Annotated in this window: 16 protein-coding genes; all 16 read left to right on the top strand. The window is 60.5% G+C overall.

Features of this window, described 5'->3' with window-relative positions:
• Window position 1: 1 nt before the first annotated feature.
• A complete protein-coding gene (locus AC0L2Y_RS09095) occupies window positions 2-241 on the top strand; it encodes a hypothetical protein (protein WP_473555508.1) in 240 nt (79 codons plus the stop codon).
• Between the two features lie 12 nt (window positions 242-253).
• Entirely contained in the window at window positions 254-439 is a 186-nt protein-coding gene (locus AC0L2Y_RS09090) for a hypothetical protein (protein ID WP_473555506.1), read from the top strand.
• Window positions 440-445: 6 nt separating this feature from the next.
• Window positions 446-2080 (top strand): portal protein, encoded by a 1635-nt coding sequence (locus AC0L2Y_RS09085; RefSeq protein ID WP_473555503.1) that lies wholly within the window; start codon window positions 446-448, stop codon window positions 2078-2080.
• Window positions 2077-2388, top strand: a complete 312-nt coding sequence (locus tag AC0L2Y_RS09080) for a hypothetical protein (RefSeq protein ID WP_473555500.1) — start codon at window positions 2077-2079, stop codon at window positions 2386-2388. The genes AC0L2Y_RS09085 and AC0L2Y_RS09080 overlap by 4 nt, the downstream gene beginning before the upstream one ends.
• Window positions 2378-3352 (top strand): hypothetical protein, encoded by a 975-nt coding sequence (locus AC0L2Y_RS09075; RefSeq protein ID WP_473555499.1) that lies wholly within the window; start codon window positions 2378-2380, stop codon window positions 3350-3352. Before AC0L2Y_RS09080 ends, AC0L2Y_RS09075 begins: the two co-directional genes overlap by 11 nt.
• A 181-nt stretch (window positions 3353-3533) precedes the next feature.
• Window positions 3534-4376 carry a phage capsid protein gene (locus AC0L2Y_RS09070; protein WP_473555497.1) on the top strand — a complete coding sequence of 281 codons (843 nt, stop codon included), beginning with the start codon at window positions 3534-3536 and terminating at the stop codon, window positions 4374-4376.
• A 14-nt stretch (window positions 4377-4390) separates the two neighbouring features.
• The gene (locus AC0L2Y_RS09065) at window positions 4391-4666 is read left to right on the top strand and encodes a hypothetical protein (protein WP_473555495.1); all 276 of its coding nucleotides are present in this window, start codon (window positions 4391-4393) and stop codon (window positions 4664-4666) included.
• A 62-nt stretch (window positions 4667-4728) separates the two neighbouring features.
• Complete coding sequence (locus AC0L2Y_RS09060; RefSeq protein ID WP_473555493.1) at window positions 4729-5406, top strand: hypothetical protein; 678 nt, start codon at window positions 4729-4731, stop codon at window positions 5404-5406.
• Window positions 5406-5858, top strand: coding sequence for a hypothetical protein (locus AC0L2Y_RS09055; protein WP_473555491.1), 453 nt, complete (start codon window positions 5406-5408; stop codon window positions 5856-5858). The genes AC0L2Y_RS09060 and AC0L2Y_RS09055 overlap by 1 nt, the downstream gene beginning before the upstream one ends.
• Before the next feature lie 37 nt (window positions 5859-5895).
• Window positions 5896-6324: a hypothetical protein gene (locus AC0L2Y_RS09050; RefSeq protein ID WP_473555488.1), complete on the top strand. Its 429-nt coding sequence runs from the start codon at window positions 5896-5898 to the stop codon at window positions 6322-6324.
• Between the two features lie 3 nt (window positions 6325-6327).
• On the top strand, window positions 6328-6954 hold the full coding sequence (locus AC0L2Y_RS09045; RefSeq protein WP_473555486.1) for a phage connector family protein: 627 nt from the start codon (window positions 6328-6330) through the stop codon (window positions 6952-6954).
• The gene (locus AC0L2Y_RS09040) at window positions 6954-9680 is read left to right on the top strand and encodes a phage tail protein (protein WP_473555484.1); all 2727 of its coding nucleotides are present in this window, start codon (window positions 6954-6956) and stop codon (window positions 9678-9680) included. The genes AC0L2Y_RS09045 and AC0L2Y_RS09040 overlap by 1 nt, the downstream gene beginning before the upstream one ends.
• Entirely contained in the window at window positions 9680-10039 is a 360-nt protein-coding gene (locus AC0L2Y_RS09035; RefSeq protein WP_473555482.1) for a hypothetical protein, read from the top strand. The genes AC0L2Y_RS09040 and AC0L2Y_RS09035 overlap by 1 nt, the downstream gene beginning before the upstream one ends.
• The gene (locus tag AC0L2Y_RS09030) at window positions 10021-10518 is read left to right on the top strand and encodes a hypothetical protein (RefSeq protein WP_473555479.1); all 498 of its coding nucleotides are present in this window, start codon (window positions 10021-10023) and stop codon (window positions 10516-10518) included. Before AC0L2Y_RS09035 ends, AC0L2Y_RS09030 begins: the two co-directional genes overlap by 19 nt.
• The gene (locus AC0L2Y_RS09025; RefSeq protein ID WP_473555478.1) at window positions 10518-13925 is read left to right on the top strand and encodes a transglycosylase SLT domain-containing protein; all 3408 of its coding nucleotides are present in this window, start codon (window positions 10518-10520) and stop codon (window positions 13923-13925) included. Before AC0L2Y_RS09030 ends, AC0L2Y_RS09025 begins: the two co-directional genes overlap by 1 nt.
• Window positions 13925-18154 (top strand): hypothetical protein, encoded by a 4230-nt coding sequence (locus tag AC0L2Y_RS09020; RefSeq protein ID WP_473555475.1) that lies wholly within the window; start codon window positions 13925-13927, stop codon window positions 18152-18154. Before AC0L2Y_RS09025 ends, AC0L2Y_RS09020 begins: the two co-directional genes overlap by 1 nt.
• Window positions 18155-18329 lie beyond the last annotated feature (175 nt).

Here is an 18329-nt window from a genome sequence, read left to right as displayed (position 1 = left end):
GATGAACCAGAACACCTCTGGCGCGGTGCTGCTGCTGATCATCGCGGCGGCGGGCCTGCATACCAATCAACCTGCGGCGTGGCTCTTGGCTGCCCTAACGGCGGCGCTGGCCTTCATCGCCGATGAGATGCGCACTGCCAACGAAGTTCTTGGCAGCTTCAACATGGTGATTGCGCGCACCGTCGTTGCAATCGCCTCATGGCTCACCATCGCGCTAGCAGCGCTGTCCCTGTTGTTCTGAAGGAGAAACCCAATGGCTGGCCTTTTCAAACCCAAAGCTCCGAAAGTGGAGGCAGCAACGCGCATGCCGGATGCGCAAGACCCGGCTGTCCTGGCAGAGAAGCGCAAGCAGATGGCCGAAATGCGGGCTCGAGGCGGTCGGGATTCGACCATCATGTCGGACAACCTCACCGGCTCTGTCGGAAAGCTTGGGGCGTAAAGCCACATGCAGACCTCCGCCGCGGTTCAAACCATAGTCGACAACGGCAACCGGCTTTTCAGCGAAAAGACGCCGCTGCTGTCGCATTGGCAGGAGCTGGCGGAGCATTTCTATTACGACCGCGCCGATTTCACTGGGCCGCTGAATATCGGCCCTGACTATGCGGCGGGCTCGTTCTCGTCTCGGGCGGCGATCTACCGCCGCGACATGGCGGACCTTTACAGGACCATGCTGCGGCCGGCCGACTTCTTCGAAGTGAAGTCGCTCGATGATGCCCGCAACAAAGTTCCTGATGCTCGCTCCTGGCTGGAATATGCCACGGCAATGCAGCGCGCCGTCATGTACCGCAACGGCGCCGGCTTCACTCGCGCGACTGAGGCGGGGGACCATGATCACCTGACGTTTGGGCAGGCGGTCGTTGAAGTTACGCCGACGACCGACCGTCGCAACCTATTCTATCGCAACTGGCATCTGCGCGATGTGGTGTGGTCGGAAGACTACGCCGGATCGGTGTCTGACGTGCACCGCAATTGCAAGCCCACGATTACCCAGCTTATTCAGCTATTCCCGGGCAGGGTGCCTGAAGCGCTGACGAAGGACGCTGAGAAAGACCCCTACAAGAAAATCTCTGCCCGTCACGTGGTGGTGCCGGCCGCGTCCTACGATACCGGCATCAAGGTTCGGGCCGAACACGAGTTCATTTCGCTTTGGGTGCTGCCCGACTGCGAAGGCGAAGTGTTGGAGAACATAAGCCGCACTTATCGGGGCTATGTCATTCCCCGCGGCCCTACCGTCTCGGGCTCGCAATATGCCCGTTCTGTGTTCACTTCGATCATCCTGCCGGACAGCCGGACGCAGCAGGCGATTGAGCGCATTCTGCTCGAAGCCGGCGAAAAGGCGATCGACCCGCCGATGGTTGCCACGATGGATGTGATCCGTTCCGATATCGGTCTGGGCGCTGGTGGCGTTACCTGGCTTGATCGCGAATACGATGAACGCCTCGGCGAAGCTCTGCGGCCCTTGCCTATGGACTATTCCGGCCTGCCCGCCGGGCAGAACATGTCCGACCGTATCGATATGACGATCCGCATGGGCATGATGACCGACAAGGTGCAGATTCCCGACACGTCTGGAATGACTGCCTACCAAATCAGAAAAGTGGTCGAACAGCAGATGCGGGCTCACATTCCGATGTTCGAGCCGGTCGAGGTGGAATATTCGGAACCGCTCTGCTCCGAAACGTTCAAGGTCATGCGCTCGCTCGGTGCTTTCCCCGCAAACGAGATCCCCGATTCGCTACGCGGCTCTGGTGTCGAGTTTTCTTTCAAGAGCCCGATCAAGGACCTTGAAGACGAGGGCATGCAACAGAAGCTCATTGAAGGCTTGGGCGTGGTCAAGGAAGCCGCTGCGCTCGATCCGATGGTTGCCAAGCTGCCGAACGCCATGGCGATTGCAAAGGACCTCCTGCGCCGTACTGGCTGGCCGGAAGAGTGGTTGAACGACGACAAGATGCTGAAGGCTGCTGCCGAACAAATGGCGGCTGAAACGCAGGCGGCCAAGGTCGCCGAGACGATGGGCGGGGCCGCTGAGATGGCGGGCCGCGCCGCTCCGATGATCAAGGCTCTACAGCAAGCCGCATGACACAGCATTCACCGCGCAACAGCGCTTCTCGTGCCGGGCCAATGGCGCCGGCCGCATATGAAGACCTGGATGTCGAGGCGATCAAAGCCGTTGCCGCGGACAATGCCTCCGCTGGGCAACAGAAGCGGGCAATCGCCTGGATCGTCCACAAGGCGGCGATGACCTACGAAGAGATGTTTGTGCCGGGTCAACCTGATGTGGGTCACCACCTGACTGGCCGGCGAAACGTCGGAAACCAGATCCTGAAGCTGGTCAACACGCCGATTCATTTGCTGACGAAACCGAAAGGAACAACTGATGTCGGATGACACTCTTGCGGGCGCGGCTCCGGCCGAAAACCCCGCTCCGGGTGCTGCTGAAGCGGGTAAGCCTGCTCCCGCTGCTGTGACTGCCGAACCGGCGAAAGCCGCTCCTGCTGCCTCTCCTGCGCCTGCCGCTGTGGCGCCGCCCGCTGAAGCTGCCAAACCGGCCCCCGAAGAGGAAGGGCCTTGGGGCAAAGACTGGCGCGACAAGCTGGCGAAGGGAGATGCCAAGCGCCTTGAACGCCTCGCACGGTTCGCCTCGCCGGAAGCGCTGCTCACTGCACAGGAGGAAGCCCAGCGAAAGATATCCGAAGGGCTGAAGCCGAAGGGAAAGCCGAGTGAGAAGGCCACCGCCGAAGAGTGGGCAGAGTATCGCAAGTCGAACAATATTCCTGAAGCAGTCGATGATTTCGTCAAGGCCATTGTGCTGCCCGACAAGCGGGCGATCGGCGACGATGACAAGCCGGTCGTGGCGGCATTTGCTGAGCGAGCCATCAAGAAGGGCATAGCGCCGGCCGACATGGCCGAAATGGTGGACGAATACTACGCTTTGCAGGAGGAACAACAGTTCCAGCAAGCGACACAGGACCAGGACTTCAAGAAACAGGCTGAAGCTGACCTCAAGAAGGAATGGGGCGGCGACTATGCCGGCAACTTCGCAGCGATGCGGCCCTATTTCGAAAGCGTCAGCCCCGAGCTCTTCGACAATCTGATGGGCGGCCGAATGGCTGACGGTCGGAAAATCGGCAATCACCCTGACGCGCTCAGGTTCTTCGCCGCGAAGGCGGTTGCTGAGAATCCGATGGCAACGATTGTGCCGGCCGGCGGCTCGTCGGCGGAAGGGCTCCTTGCAGAAATCGCCACGATGGAAAAGCGGATGAAGACCGACCGCGCCGCATGGCACAAAGACACGGCAGCGCAAGACCGCTACCGCAAACTGATCACGGCCCGCGACAAGCTCAAGGCCTGATATCCCGCCTGAAGACGGCCAACCCGCCACGCGGCTCCGTCCATAGCGGCTCTACCCAAACCAGCCAAAATCAGCGCCGAAGGGCGGTCTAGCGGCTCCGGCTAACCCGGACAACCCGCGACCCTGGCCTGCGGACAACCTGCCTACGGCTCCCGATCCCTCGATAGAAGGAATCTGGACCATGGCCGACACGGCATTCCAGAAACAGTATCGCCAAGAGTACATCGCCGGCTTCGAAGCCGGGGAAAGCCCGCTGCGCATGTCGGTTACGACCGAGTTTGTGCGCAAGGGCAATGAAGCAATCTTCCTCGTGGCCGATAGCGGCGGCGCGGAAGCTCGGACGCGCGGCGTCAACGGCCTGATCACGGCCCGCGGCGACAACCTGACCCAGAACACCGCCACTCTCGTTGAATGGCACGATCTGGTCCGCAAGACCGACTTCAACATCTTCGCCTCCCAGGGCGATCAGAAGCGCATCATGCAGGATACCTCGCTCAAGGTGATGAACCGCAAGGTTGACGCGGACATCATCACTGAGCTGGCAACCGGCACCGTCGACACCGGCGCCGCTGCTACCGGCTCCCTGACCCTGGTCACCAAGGCTATCGGCATCCTCGGCTTGGCATCCGTGCCAATTCAGGAAATCGAAAATATGTGGGGGCTCATCACTCCCGCAATGCTGACGTACTTCATGCGCGATGCGACGTTTACGTCTCGCGACTATGTCGACGTACAGCCGCTTGCCGGCGGCCCGATCAAGCGCGTCATGCGCTGGGCGGGCGTCAACTGGCTGGTGCATCCGACCCTTCCGGGCGTCGGCACGAACGCCGAAAAAGCGTTCCTTTACCACAAGTCCGCTATCGGCCACGCGGCCGATACCGAAAACCTCGAATCCCTTGTCGGCTATGACGAAGAGCAGGGTTACTCCTGGGCTCGCGCCTCGGCTTTCATGGGTTCCAAGCTGCTGCAGAACAGCGGCGTGGTCGTCATCAACCATGATGGCTCTGCCATCGTCGGCTCGTAAGGAGGGCTGAAACCATGGCTTACGCAACCACCAACCCTCCGGTCCTGATCACTCAGGGCATCGCTGGCTTCCGTATCTGGAAGTATGAATCCGTCGACGCGGCCACTCTGGTCCGCGTCTCCGGCTACTTCACGAACGGCTGGCAGCTCGGCATGCGGGTGAACGACATTGTCTTTGTCACCGACACGGACAGCTCGAACGCCACGACCATCCACACCGTCAACTCGGCCTCGTCTTCGGGCGTGGATCTGACTGACGGCCTGGCAGTCGGCACGACCGACACCGACTAAGCGCCAAGGGCGGGCGGCTTCGGCTTCCCGCCTGTTTCCTCTTTCATCGAAAGGATGCGGCCATGGCCGGACTTCCTCTTGTGGTTGGTGACCCGGCCGCATCTCTAGCTTCGCCTGTCATGCTGGTTGATGCATCGGGCAATCCGATTGACGCCACGCATCCGCTGATTACGGGCGCGGCTGCGGGCACGGCTCTTCCGGCCGGCCTGAATGAAATCGGCAAGGTCAACTGGCGGCATTTTAACGTCGCGGCATCCGCGATCACCCGTCCCGCTAATGCGACACCCTATTCCATCAACGACAGCATATCCGACAATGCGACCGCCGGCAGCGTGACTGCGGTTTCCGTCACCGTGTCGGATACCAACGACGATCCGGTCGACCTGACCGAAATCAATCTCGACACGACCGACACCGGTCCTGGCGCGGCTGGTGCCATTATCCGCTGCCATATCTTCAATGCTGACCCAACCGCGAGCAGCGGTGTCGTTGGCGGCGACAATGCGGCGTACTCCAATAAGCGCAACGGCTGGGTCGGGTCGTTCTCAGGCACGATGCGCGCCTTCTCGGATGGATCGCGCGGCGTGCTCGTCCCCGACGAGGGTTCGGTTCGCATCGCCAATCCTGTGACCGGCGCCAAGACGCTGTTCTATCAGCTTCAGACGCTCACTGCCTTCACCCCGAGCGCTAACAGCACGGTATTCACCCCGCGCTTCAAGGGCTTCCAGGGGCGCACCTGATGTTTATGACGCCGCTCGGCCGCGCGCTCCTCCGCAGTCGCGCAATCATATTTGCCGATGATTTCTCGGCCTATGCTGATTCAACGGCATTGCAGGCCGCGTGGACCGGTGGCGGGACAACGCCGCTCATCTCGCTCGCTTCAGCACCAAGCCGGATGCGCGTCGAGAATGGCGCGGCAGCAACGTCCTATGCATATCGCATCGTCACGACGGTTCCCGGCAAGACCTATCGTCTAAGCGGCAACGTGATTGCCAAGGGTTCGAACACCCCGCGCGTGTTTGTCGGAACGGCTCCGAACGGCAATACGCTTGGCTCCTACAGCGCTGTCGCCGTGGGCCAGTTCTCGTATCCGTTCACGGCAACCACGACAACGACATACCTCAACGTTGGGACGCTGAGTGCAGTTCTAGCCACATTCATCGAAATCGATGACCTCTCGGTAACAGGCTGATCGATCATCCTACCCTCAAAAAAACGGAGAATCTCGCATGCCTCTGAACGTCAACGGTCTCCTGCTGGCCGAAAGCAAGCGCAACGTTCACCGCATCGCCCTCTATGCCGGCACGAAGGCGGAAGACCTTCTTGACCCTGGCTTCTGGGTCCATGTCGGCCCGCAACTCCGCGCCGATGATCGGATTGAAGTAGTCGGATTCGATCGGCAGTGGTTCGGTGAAGTCATGGTCCTCGAAGTAGGCAAGGGCGCCGCTGGTGGCGCTCGCGTGGCCTACATCGTCGGCCCGGTGGCGCTCACCAATGAAGCGTCGATCGCCAAGCCTTCGGAACATGAAGTGCGCTGGGGCGGCCCGAACGGCGGCTGGCGCGTCATCCGCACGAAGGACAAGACTGTCCTGGCTGAAATGCTCGATTCCAAGGAAGCGGGCGTCGCATGGATCGCGGAAAACCTGAAGGCGGCTTAATCCATGATGGATCAGCTTTCCCTCTATAATGGCGCCCTGATCAAGCTTGGTCAGCCGCGCCTTGCTGCCCTCACGGACGAGGGGAAAGCGCGCCGTGCGCTCGATGCCGAGTATGTAAAAACGGTAAAGGGGTGTCTGGAGGCGGCGTTTTGGAATTTCGGGATGCGCTTCGTTCAGCTTGAAGCCACGCCAAGCGAGGCCAGCAACTTCGGCTATCAATACGTGTTCGACAAACCCGACGACTGGTTGCGCACGGCTGGTGTGACGACTGACGGCTTTGGCAAGTGCCCGCTACTGGACTATGACGACCGAACTAGCTTCATCTTTGCCAATCAGTCGATCATATATTTCCGCTACGTTTCAAACGACGAAGATTACGGAATGGATCTCGGCCTGTGGCCGCAGACCTTCGTCGATTATGTCGAGACGTGCCTAGCCTGGGCAACGTGCGAGGAAATCACCGGCTCGGCCGACCGGAAAGACCGGCTCGAAAAGGCGAAAGACAAAGCCAAATACAAGGCATCGAACACCGATGCCATGAACGAGGCGGTAACCCGATACCCGCCACCGGGTCGGCTCGTGCAAAGCCGTGGTTCGTCCTCTCGCGGTAGGCCTTTCGGGCTCCGCTGATGGCCAAAACCAACGCGCCTCTGCTGGCCTTCAACCGGGGGCTGGTTTCCAGCTCTGCGCTCACGCGCGTTGATGTCGATCGCATCCGCCTGTCTGCGGAAGTGATGGAAAACTGGCTGCCCAAAACGGCCGGCTCAATGTTCCTTCGCCCTGGCTTCGGCTATCTCGGGTCCAGCCGCAACAATGCTTTTGCAATCGACATTCCCTTCGTTGCCGCCACCGACGACACGGCACAGATTGAGTTCGCGGACGGCAAGATGCGAGTTCGCATCGATGACGTTCTGATCTCTCGGGTTGCGGTCGCCACGACCATCAGCAACAGCGCGTTCGCAACCTCTGCAAGTTGGACTGAGGGGTCGACCAACGGCGGCACGCTCGCCTTCGGCGGCTCTGGTCTGGTGCTGAACGCGGTCAATGTCGGCGGCCTAGCCCTCTGCAGGCGCCAAATTGCGGTTGCCGGCGGTGACCTGAGCAAGGAACACGCGCTCAACATCAGTGTGACGCGTGGTCCTGTAACCTTCCGCTGCGGCTCCACCTCGGGTGGTGACGAGTACATTGCCGAGACCACGTTGCGCACGGGCGCTCATAGCTTGGCCTTCACGCCGACTGGCGACTTCTGGGTGCAGTTTCAATCGGATCTCGACATCGACAAGATTGTTGCGTCTTGCCAGGTGGCTTCGGCCGGTACAATGGAATTGGATATCCCTTATGCGGCGGCCGATCTGCCTTATGTCCGGTGGGACCAATCGGCCGACGTTCTGTTCCTCGCTTGCGATGGTTACCAGCAGCGCCGGATTGAACGGCGCGGAACGGGCACTAGTTGGTCGCTAGCCTTGTATCAGCCCGACTCAGGGCCGTTCTTTGCAGCGCGTTCGGCCAAGGTAAAGCTGAAGGTCGCGTCGACCAATGGCAACACGACGCTGACTTCCGATAAGCCGTTCTTCAAACCGACGCATGTCGGGGCGATTTTCAGACTGTTCAACGAGAGCGTCGAGCAGACCTTCAAGCTTGGGGCAAATGGTGCCTATAGCGATCCATTCCGTGTCACCGGTGTTGTGAGTGACGACTACACCGACCGAGATTGGTTCTATACCGTCACCGGAACGTGGGTAGGCACATTGAATTGGCAGCGCTCGTTCGACGGCGAGGAAACGGGCTACAAGACTTTTCGCAGAAGCCGAGCAGATTCTGGCGCTACCGACATCACCGGCAACGTTGCGGACGTTCGAAATGCTGATGGCGACGACAATGCCATCGTCTGGTACAAAATCGGCTTCGCCGATGGTGACTACACCTCTGGCACGGCTACGGTCGCCATTTCCTACGACGGCGGTGGATCGTATGGCGTCTGCCGGGTCACCGGATTTACATCGTCAACCCAAGTTGATGTTGAAGTCCTCGACCGGTTCGGCACGACTGCCTACACAGAGGATTGGCAGGAGGGTATCTGGTCCGACAAGCAGGGCTGGCCCGGCGCTGTAGCTTTCGACAAGGGCCGGCTTGGATGGTCGGGCAAATCGCGCTTTATCTTCTCGGTGTCTGACGACTACGAGAATTTTGACCCGACCACCGAAGGCGATTCTGGCCCGATCAACCGGACGCTCGGTTCCGGTCCCGTCGACACGATCAACTTCATGCTCTCTCTCAGCCGGCCGATCATCGGCACGCCTGGAGCTGAGTTCTCGATCAAGTCGACATCGTTCGATGAGCCTTTGACGCCGCAGAACGCGCAGGCCGGCACGCCGTCGACGCAGGGCTCTCGACAAGGGGTGACTGCCGTCAAAATTGATGGTCGCGGTATCTTTGCCCAGCGATCCGGCAAGCGCCTGTTCGAACTTGTGTTCAGCCCGGACACCTACGAATATTCCCCAAGAGACCTGACGCTGCTTTGCCCCGACCTGACGGGCTCGGCCAAAGTCGTAGGGATGGCCACTCAACGCCAGCCCGACACTCGCGACCACGTGTGGCTCGATGATGGGACGGTTGTCCTGCTTACCTATGAGCCCTCGGAAGATGTCACTTGCTGGTCGCGCTTTTCGATGGGCGGCAGTGGCTTTGTCGAGGGTGTGTCTGTCCTTCCCGGCGAAGATGAAGACCAGGTGTTCTATCGCGTCCGGCGCACTGTGAACGGGTCGACCGTTCGCTATCTGGAAAAGATGGCCATGGAATCAGAATGCCTGGGCGGCACGATGAACAAGCAGGCTGACAGCTTCATCATCATCTCGGCTGTGACCGGCACGACCGTGACCGGCCTATCGCATCTGGAAGGCCTAAGCGTCGTCGCCTGGGGCGCTGGGGCGTATCTAGGCGTCTACACGGTGTCCGGCGGCTCAATCACGCTGAGCGCGCCTGTGACGGCCGCTGATGTCATGGTGGGCCTGCCCTATACCGCGCTCTACAAGTCGACCAAGCTGGCTTATGCCGCATCTGCGGGCACGGCTCTCAGCCAAATCAAGCGGGTCAACTATGTCGGCCTGATTATGGGCCTGGTCCACAATGACGGCATCGAAGTCGGCCGTGATTTCACCAACATGGACAGACTGCCGCGCCTTTATCAGGGGCGGCCAGTGACTGACGACGAAATCTTCACCGACTACGAAGAGGTGGCAACGGCGTTCCCTGGCGAATGGAAGCCCGATAGCCGCCTGTGCATCCGGGCAACGGCGCCGAAGCCTTGCGTGCTGAACGCCGCCGTTGTCACGGTCGAGACAAACGACAAAGTTTGATGGCTCACGAAGTCGTTCCGCTCACGCGGGAACACCTCCTGGAGTGGTACGGCGACAAGGGCAGCGGGCCAACGGTTCGCGGCATCGCTGGCATAGTTGATGGCAAGCTGGCGGCTGTCGCCGGGTTCTGGTTCTCGGGTGGCAATGTGATTGCATTCTGCTCGCTGAAGGATGAGGCAAGGCCTTACCGCCACGCCATCCATCGGACGGCTCTTGCGCTGCTGAACGATGCCAAGACGCGCCACAAACGCATTATCGCGCTCTGTGATCCCGACGAAAAGACTTCGGCAAAATGGCTCTCGCGACTCGGTTTCAAGCCTGACGATGGGGACGTGTGGACATGGCAGACTTCGGACTAACCACCATCCTTGCCCTTGCGGGAACCGCTGCTTCTGCCGCCGGCACCCTCGCGGCTGGTGCTTCTGCGAAAAGCGCTGGCGATTTTCAGGCTGAGCAGTTGGAACAGCAGGCCAAGGAAGAGAAGGCAGCGTCCCAACGTGAAGCCGAACGCGCGACGAAGGAGAAGAATTTCGTCCTTTCGCGTCAACAGGCCGTGGCTGGTGGCTCTAGCCTCGGTGCGCTTGATGAAACGGTCCAGTCTTTGGCCGGCGATGTCATCACGCAAGGCGAGGTGAACAAAGGCATGATCCTTTATGGAGGCGAAGAACGCGCGAAGGGTAGGCGGGCTCAAGCTGCCGCCGCTCGCATGGAGGGCAGGGCGGCTCAAACCGGCTCCTACTTCGGCGCCGCCGGCACGCTGATGGATGGCGTTGGGTCGTTTGCGAAAGATTGGAACCAAGATCCTTATGCCGCGCCCTCTTCGGGGGTCTATTACTGATGGCTCTCCGTCTGCCTGGCGCTGAAGACCTGAGCAACCCTGTCAGCGGTCGCGCCGGTCGGCCGATTGCAAGCTTCGACACGTCGGCTATTGGCCGCGGCGTGGCGCAGCTCGGCGGCGGGATGCAATCTCTCGCGTCCAACCTGAAGATCAGGGAAACGCAGGCCCGCGAAACGGTCGACAAGACCAAGCTCTTCGAGACGGAAAGCCGCTACCAGCAGTTCCGGTCGGCGCAGGCGCAGGCTCTCACCGCTGCCGGCGACAAGGCCGAACCGGGCGCCTTCGGGTTCAAGGAGCAGTATCAGGGCGCCTACAAGGAAGCCGCGAAGCAGTTCATGACGACTGTTCCGGCACAATTGAAGCCGGTCTATGATGCGAAGCTGTTCAGCACGGAAGAATCGCTCATCAACGGGGAGGGCGGCGCTGGCGACTTCGAGCGAAAGCAGCGCAAGGCTTATTACAAAACCAACGTAGACGAAGGCCTGACGGCCATCGAAAGCCGGCTCTACAGCGATCCGTCGAAATTCGATGACGCTGTCTTCGAGGGCAACAACTTTATCGACGCCATCCCCGATGAAGACGTAAACCCGATCGAAAAGGATGCGCTTCGCCGCGGCTGGAAAGCCAAGGCACAGATGGCCGCGCTGAACGGCATGAAGCCGGCCGACAGGTTGCGGGCTCTTGGCGAAGCTCCGGGGCAGGACGACATCATCAACGCGATGAAGGGCGTTGAAAGCGGCGGCGATCCGAGCGCAGTTTCTGGTGCAGGCGCCGTTGGCCTTCTTCAGGTTATGCCCGATACTGCTGTCGAGATTGCAGCGGAACTGCAGGACCCGAACTTCCCGAAAGACCCGGCGGCACAGGCCGAATATCTGAAAGACCCGAAAGTTTCTGAGCAGTACGGAACCTACTATTTCAACAAGATGCTGGCTCGCTACGACGGCGACACGGAAGCCGCGCTCATCGCCTACAATGGCGGGGCCGGCCGGGCCGACAAGTGGATTGCCAGTGGTCGCAACGATGCTGTGATCCCGCAGGAATCGGCCGACTACTACAAGAAGGTTCTAGCAGGAGTTAAGGGCGGGGACAGCGCTGCGCAGTCTGCGCCTCGTGGCCTTCAGGAACCGGGCAACATCGATCTGAACGCGCGGCCCGTGGTCCAGAATGCAGATGGCACGATTTCCACAGTGCGCTCGATCTCGTTCGAAGAGGACGGCAAAGAAGTTCTGATCCCGACCGTTTCCGAAGACGGCAAGGTCCTGAGCGATCAAGACGCGATCAAGCTCTACCGCCAAACCGGCAAGCATCTGGGCAAGTTCGACAATGCCGATGATGCGACCGCATACGCCAAAGACCTCCACAACGCGCAAGCAAAACAGTACGGCGGCGAAGACCAGCCGGTCATCATCGGCAACCAACCCGGCCGGGTTGGCAGTGCTGACGTTGCTGGCGTCAACAGCGTGGTCATGGATCGCTTCAAGAAGGTGCAGAACGCATTTGGCGCCTCGGTGCCGATCGTCTCAGGCTTCCGTGATCCGGAACGCAACGCGAAGGCCGGCGGCGCGCAGCATTCAGAACACATGCACGGCAACGCGCTCGACCTCGATGTCAGCAAGCTATCGAACGAAGACCGCGTCCGACTTATCCAGACCGCTTCGTCCCTCGGCTTTACGGGTATCGGCGTCTATGCCAATTCGTTGCATCTCGATATCGGTTCCCGTCGTGCGTGGGGCGCTTCGCATCATTCGGACAGCGTTCCGACCTGGGCGCGTGATGCCATTGCCGCGCATATGGCAGGCAAGGCTGTTCCGCTTGGTCAGAGAGGTGGCGCCGGCTTCAAGGTCGATCCACGCTTTGCCGACATGGACTATGTTTCTCGCGACGCAATCGCCAAGTCGACGCAGAAGGACATTCAGACTGAGGCGACCGCGACCCGCATTCAACAGCAGGCCCAATACAAGGCTTATGACGACGCGATGGGCCTCAACATCGAAACCGGCAAGATTGTCAGTGAAGAGCAGATCCTGAGCGATCCGGTTCTCGATGATGGCGACGTTACCAAGCAGTTGAAGGCCTTCCGCTCGAAGCGGAAGGAAGACGGCGGCGTCGGCGAACTGGTGTCGGCCATCCTGGCTGGCAGCCCTGCCGCCTCGATCAACAGCTTTGACAGCGACCAGAAGTCGACGGCCAACAAGGCCTATGACCAGATGCTGAAGGTGACGCCTGAAGAGCAGCAGCCGATTGTCACGGAAGGCTTCGTCAAGGCAACAGGTTATATTCCCGACACGCTACAGGCTCAGGTCAGGCAGGGCGCGGCATCGAAAGACCCTGCCGTCTTCGCCGCAGCCATGTCGCAAGCCGATGCGCTTCAGACCGTCGCGCCAGTGTCGTTCGGTGCGGTCGAAGGTGCTGCCGATATCCGAGACAAACTCGCAGCTTTCCGCCATTTCGTGAATGATCGGGGCATGTCTGGCGAAGAGGCGTCGCAGCGCATTCTCGCCATGGATGATCCGGCGCAAAAGGTGAACCGCGACGTTCTGAAGCCTGGTCTGGACAAGTTCACCAAGACGCTGACGGTTGCCGATGTCACCAACGCCTTTGACCCGAGCGTCTTCGTGTCTGAGCCTGGCGCCGGCATCATGCCCATTCAGACCAACGCGCTCCTTGCCGAGTACAAGGAAATCGCGGAGGAAAAATTCTACGATACCGGCGGCGACACTGGCGCGGCGAAGGCGCAAGCCCTGGCTGAACTGAAAACCCGCTGGAACGTCTCGAACATCTCCGGTTCGCCGAACCTGATGCGCCTGCCGCCTGAGCTCCATTATCCGCCGATCGACGGCAAATATGACTATCTGCGCGACGATGCCATGAAGACGGCGGAAAGCTACGTGGCCGGGCTGCACGATGGGCGCAAGGTCGACAACATCGCCATCATTCCGACCGCGACGACGCGCGCCGATATCGAAATGAAGCGTCCGCCACGCTACCGGCTGTTCTACCAGTACACCGAAGACGGCCAAAAGAAGTTCGATGAGGTGTTTGCCGGCGCCTGGGGCATCGATGCAAAGACGCTCAATGTTGGTGTGGCCAAGAGCGGGGAAGACGCGAAGAAGCGCTTCCTGACCCGCCATAATCTCAATGAAGCGGCCAACGATATCGACCGTGCTGCCGCGGCGAAGGCCAAGGCGATCAACGCAGACCCGAACACGCAGGATTTCATCAAAGCGCTGGGCTCGGAAGCGACCATCGGCGCCGGCCGTCTTCAATCCGATCTGGTGCGCGCGAAGGGTGCTGAAGATGAAGCGCCCGCCGCGCCGCCGGAAGCGCAGCAACCACAGAATCCGCGCGGTGGCGGTGATCCAAATGCTGGCAAGGCGTTCCGTCGCGGACCGGGAGGCAATTTCTGATGCCTATCCTTCAGTACCCCGAAGATCGGCCTTCGCTCGGTACGTTCGGGGCTGTCAGTTACAAGCCGGCGGCGGAAGAAGCCGAAGTCGCTCCTGACGTTGCTACGCTGCTTGCCGCGAGCTTCAGGCAGGACAACACCATCGTCTCGATGGGTTCGAACAAGCTGGCCGGGGTCGACCTCGCAACGCGCGAAGATGGCTTCAGCGGCGATGTGATGTGGGACCAGATCAAGGGGACACCATACGAGAAGAATTGGGATCGGTTCGCGAACGTCTTCAATCGTCCCGGTTTCGAGGCCATGAAGGCGCAAATCGACATGGAAACCGAAGACCGGCGCACGGTCGATTCCGCTGGCTGGTGGGGGACGGCTACTTCTGCGCTGGCCGGCGGGCTCGATGTGCCTAGTCTGATTCCCGGCGGCGCTCTTATCCGCGAAGCGACGGTTGGCGCCACGGTGGTCAAATCGGCACTCCGAACGGCTGCCGCGGGTGCTCTCGGCGCTGGTGTTTCCGAAATCGCGCTCCAGTCCACACAACAAACGCGACCGTTGGGCGAAAGCGCAATGGCAGTTGGTGCCGGTGCAGTCCTCGGTGGGCTGCTTGGGGCCGGTGCTGGGGCGCTGTTCTCCCATGCGGAACGGAAAGCCGCGTTTGCCTCGGTCGAACGCGCATTGCAGGACCACGTTCCAACGCCGGAACAAGTGGCAGCGCACGCCGAAGGCATAGGCGCTGCTGCTGTCGATCGGCCCGTCCTCGGTGACTACGGTATCGCCTCGGGCGCCAAGACCGTGGGCGCGCTGCAAGCGGGCTTCAACCCGATTCTGCGGGCAGCTCATAGCCCGTCAGCGGTGCATCGTGAGATAATGGCCGGCTCGGCAGAAACTGGCTACTACCTCGAAAGGAACGTGCGCGGCGAAGGCAGTCTCGCCGTCGAAAGCGCCGTCAAGTATTGGGACCGGGGCGCCTTGACCAAAGCCCTGGAAGATATGCGCGGCACCTATGCCAAGGCACGGCAAACGCCCGGCTTTGACATGACGCCTGAAGAGTTTCGGACGGCTGTCAGCAAGGCGATGCGCCGCGGTGATGTCGGCGAAAACAACGCGGTGTCTGCGGCGGCGCAATCGTGGCGCAAGACACTCTTCGATCCGCTGAAGGATGAAGCAATCGCCGCGGGCCTGCTGCCGGCAGATGTCAACGTAAAGACGGCAACGTCCTATCTCACGCGCCTTTGGAATGCGCCACGCCTCAATGCCGGCGAAGCGCGGTTCAAGCAGATCGTCAAGCCGTGGATCGATGACCAGCTCGCGCAACTGGAGTTCAAGGCCGATGAAATCCGCGTGGGCAATCGGATTGTCGATGCTGAAAAGCGGCGCGAGGCATTCGGCCAAGTCTCGGAACGTCTCGAAAACATCGAAAGCCGTCTGGCTGGTCGGCAGGGCATTCGGCAACGCAAGCAAGCCGAGCTCGGACAACTGCAACAGACCCGGCAAGACGTGCTCAAAGAGCGTGCTCCGGCCGACCTGGTGAAGATGCTGCGCGGCACCGATGAAAATGCCGTGATGGTCGACACGGTGAAACAGGCGCGGGCTGCTGCTCGATCGGCTGGCAAGAAGCAGTCGTTTGCCGAACGCTCGCCCGTCCTGGCGCTGATCAAGAACAAGGGCGGTGTGCGCGTTGGCTCGAAGCTCGATCGAGAGTTGCGGGCCTTGGACGTGACGCCAAAGTCGCATCCTGGCCTTTTCATCAAGAAAGGCGGGATTGGCGATGTCGACAACTTCGTCCAGTCGGAAGATGAGATTTTCGCCAATCTGCCCGCCGATGGTAGCGGCTACGTCGACCCGGTGGCAGTTATGGAATCGATCCGCTCTGAACTTGGCGGAAACCCGCTGCGCACGGCAGAGGAAGAGGCCACAGCAGCGGCGCTCGATAATCTAGACCAAGTGGCCAGCGAATGGCTGGACCGCGTAGGGCTGGCTCCCAATGCCTCGGTGAAGGATGTCCGCGACTTCATCGCACGCGTGACCGGCGCCGAAAAGAACACGGCCGGCATCGACACGCGCATCTCCCGTTTCGAGCAGGAGATTGAAGACTTCGACCGCACAACCGACGCCATCGTCAACGAAAGCAAAATCACCGCCGCCGAAGCAAAGACCGTTGGCGAAGAACTGGAGAAGCTGGAAGCCGAACTTGATGCCGTGCAGGATCTTGCCAATTCGTCGCCACGCGTGGCGCTGGTGGTCGATTACGGCAAGACACGGCGTGACCTATTCAAATCGAAGCTGAAGGAGCGCTCGCTTTCCAAGCGCGTCGAAGCACTGAAGCGCCTGGATGCCGAAGGCGGCGCCAACGATGAAATCCTGGCCGAACTTAACGCCAAGTCGATCGATCTGGAGCGGCTGCGCGCCAACATCGACGGGCTCAAGGTGAAGGCTGACAAGCTCGAACCGATGATGCCGAAGGTGAAACAGGAAATCCCTGACTTCGTGTCGCCGGAAGACCGAGCCGATTATGTCAAAGGGATCGTGGATGACATTTTCTCCCAGCTTACCGGCCGGGCAAATCAGGGCATGCCGTCCTATGACATGACGGTGGCTGCGCGCGGACCCTTGAAGGAACGCACGTTTAACATTCCCGACCATCTGATCGAAGAATTCCTCGAGCACGACATTGAACTGATCGGCCGGCGCTATGCTCGCGTCATGGCGGCTGATGTCGAGCTGACCAATCTGGATAAGCGCCTCGGTGGCGCCGGCAAGCCGACGTTGCAGAGCCAGCTAGACCGGGTGAGGGCGGATTATCTGACCCTGCGCGAAGCGGTCAATGCTGGTGATTTCGAGCCGAAGGCGCGCGAAAAGGCACTTCTGGAACTGGCCCGTAGCGAGAAGAGCGACATTGAAGACATTGGCAGCGTGCGCGATTTGCTGCGCGGCCAATACAAGGTCGATGCCCAACACACGAACTACGCTCGGGTGCTGCGCATGGCCGGGATTTTCAACTTCATGCGGTCCCTTGGCGGTGTTGTGGTGTCGTCGCTCTCCGATGCTGCCCGGCCGCCGATGGTTCACGGCATGGGCCGCTATATGAGCGAGGGCATTGGGCCGCTGGTGTCCAACCTAAAGGCTGTCAAGCTGGCGGTGGAGGATGCCAAGCTGCTGGGTGCCGTGACGGAACGGTCATTGCAGGGGCGCCTTGCCACGATGGCCGAACTGGCGGACCCGTATGCCAGCCATTCGCCGTTCGAACGCTTCATGGACAATGCCGCGAACGTCTTTTCCAAGATGACGCTGCTGCCCTGGTGGAACGACATGCACAAGTCCATCGCCTCGGTGCTTGTGCAAAACCGGCTGCTGAAGAATGCCGCGGTGGACTACGAACAGCTCGGCCATGCCGAACTGAAATATATGGGCTTCCTCGGCATCGACGCTCACATGGCCGAAAGGATTTCAAAGCAGTTTGCCGAGTTCGGCGATGTCGACGGCAACGTCCACATTCCGGGAATTGCGAACTGGACTGATGAAGGCGCGCGCCGTGCATTCGCCGCCGCGGTGAACAAAGACGTGGATTCCATCATCGTCACCAAGTCCGTGGCCGATGTTCCGTTGTTCGCTCATACCCCGACCGGGCGTGCGCTGCTCCAGTTCAAGAGCTTCGCCCTGGCCTCCAATCAAAGGGTGCTGATGCGCGGCCTCCAGGAGGGGCCTGGCTCGTTCATTACTGGCATGGTGGGCATGTCTACGCTGGGAATGCTCGCCTTCTATGTGAAGCAAGTCGAATCCAACCGGGACCTGAACGACAACCCCGGCCGATGGATGGCAGAAGGCCTCGACAAATCCGGCGTTTTCCAGCTCGCGTTTGAGGTGAACAACACTTGGGAAAAGCTTGGCGGTCCCGGCATCTACGCATTGAGTGCGGCGGCGTTCCCGGACAGAGCACAGCAAGCGCCGGCATCACGCTATGCAAATCGAGACGCCTTCGGCGCCTTGCTTGGCCCATCATTCCAGCTCGGGACCGATGCGGCGCAACTGCTGGGCATCCCGCTAAAGTCGCTTACCGCCGTGACCGACCGCGATCCGACGACCAACCCGGACTTGGCGCCGGCCGATGTCGACAGGGCTTCAAAGATGATCCCGTTTCTGACGCTACCCTATTGGCGCTGGGCTATTGAAGGAGGCTTCGGCCTCGATGACGCTGGCTTGAAGCCGCAGCTCAAGGAAGCGGTTGCCGACTAGCAATTGTAGGTATCGTCGGACCTGCCGCCGTTATTCCAGCACTTATCCGAACTCCCGCCACCCGCGATGAAGCTGGTGATAGCGAACGCCGTTGCGGCCAGAATTAGCATACCGACCAGAACGCCGAACCCGCTCCATCGCGGGTCACGCCAAAAGCCCGGCTGAGCCGGCACAA

Source organism: Mesorhizobium sp. WSM4830 (genome assembly GCF_055811495.1).
Note: the sequence above shows the minus strand (reverse complement) of the source record. Positions and strands in the feature narration are given on the sequence as shown.

Excerpts from the sequence above, each read along its gene's own strand:
- AC0L2Y_RS09095 (WP_473555508.1), top strand. The coding sequence starts at position 2 with ATGAACCAGAACACCTCTGGCGCGGTGCTGCTGCTGATCATCGCGGCG.
- AC0L2Y_RS09075 (WP_473555499.1), top strand. The coding sequence starts at position 2,378 with ATGTCGGATGACACTCTTGCGGGCGCGGCTCCGGCCGAAAACCCCGCT.
- AC0L2Y_RS09090 (WP_473555506.1), top strand. The coding sequence starts at position 254 with ATGGCTGGCCTTTTCAAACCCAAAGCTCCGAAAGTGGAGGCAGCAACG.
- AC0L2Y_RS09035 (WP_473555482.1), top strand. The coding sequence starts at position 9,680 with ATGGCTCACGAAGTCGTTCCGCTCACGCGGGAACACCTCCTGGAGTGG.
- AC0L2Y_RS09080 (WP_473555500.1), top strand. The coding sequence starts at position 2,077 with ATGACACAGCATTCACCGCGCAACAGCGCTTCTCGTGCCGGGCCAATG.
- AC0L2Y_RS09040 (WP_473555484.1), top strand. The coding sequence starts at position 6,954 with ATGGCCAAAACCAACGCGCCTCTGCTGGCCTTCAACCGGGGGCTGGTT.
- AC0L2Y_RS09085 (WP_473555503.1), top strand. The coding sequence starts at position 446 with ATGCAGACCTCCGCCGCGGTTCAAACCATAGTCGACAACGGCAACCGG.
- AC0L2Y_RS09070 (WP_473555497.1), top strand. The coding sequence starts at position 3,534 with ATGGCCGACACGGCATTCCAGAAACAGTATCGCCAAGAGTACATCGCC.
- AC0L2Y_RS09020 (WP_473555475.1), top strand. The coding sequence starts at position 13,925 with ATGCCTATCCTTCAGTACCCCGAAGATCGGCCTTCGCTCGGTACGTTC.
- AC0L2Y_RS09055 (WP_473555491.1), top strand. The coding sequence starts at position 5,406 with ATGTTTATGACGCCGCTCGGCCGCGCGCTCCTCCGCAGTCGCGCAATC.
- AC0L2Y_RS09030 (WP_473555479.1), top strand. The coding sequence starts at position 10,021 with ATGGCAGACTTCGGACTAACCACCATCCTTGCCCTTGCGGGAACCGCT.
- AC0L2Y_RS09045 (WP_473555486.1), top strand. The coding sequence starts at position 6,328 with ATGATGGATCAGCTTTCCCTCTATAATGGCGCCCTGATCAAGCTTGGT.
- AC0L2Y_RS09065 (WP_473555495.1), top strand. The coding sequence starts at position 4,391 with ATGGCTTACGCAACCACCAACCCTCCGGTCCTGATCACTCAGGGCATC.
- AC0L2Y_RS09025 (WP_473555478.1), top strand. The coding sequence starts at position 10,518 with ATGGCTCTCCGTCTGCCTGGCGCTGAAGACCTGAGCAACCCTGTCAGC.
- AC0L2Y_RS09060 (WP_473555493.1), top strand. The coding sequence starts at position 4,729 with ATGGCCGGACTTCCTCTTGTGGTTGGTGACCCGGCCGCATCTCTAGCT.
- AC0L2Y_RS09050 (WP_473555488.1), top strand. The coding sequence starts at position 5,896 with ATGCCTCTGAACGTCAACGGTCTCCTGCTGGCCGAAAGCAAGCGCAAC.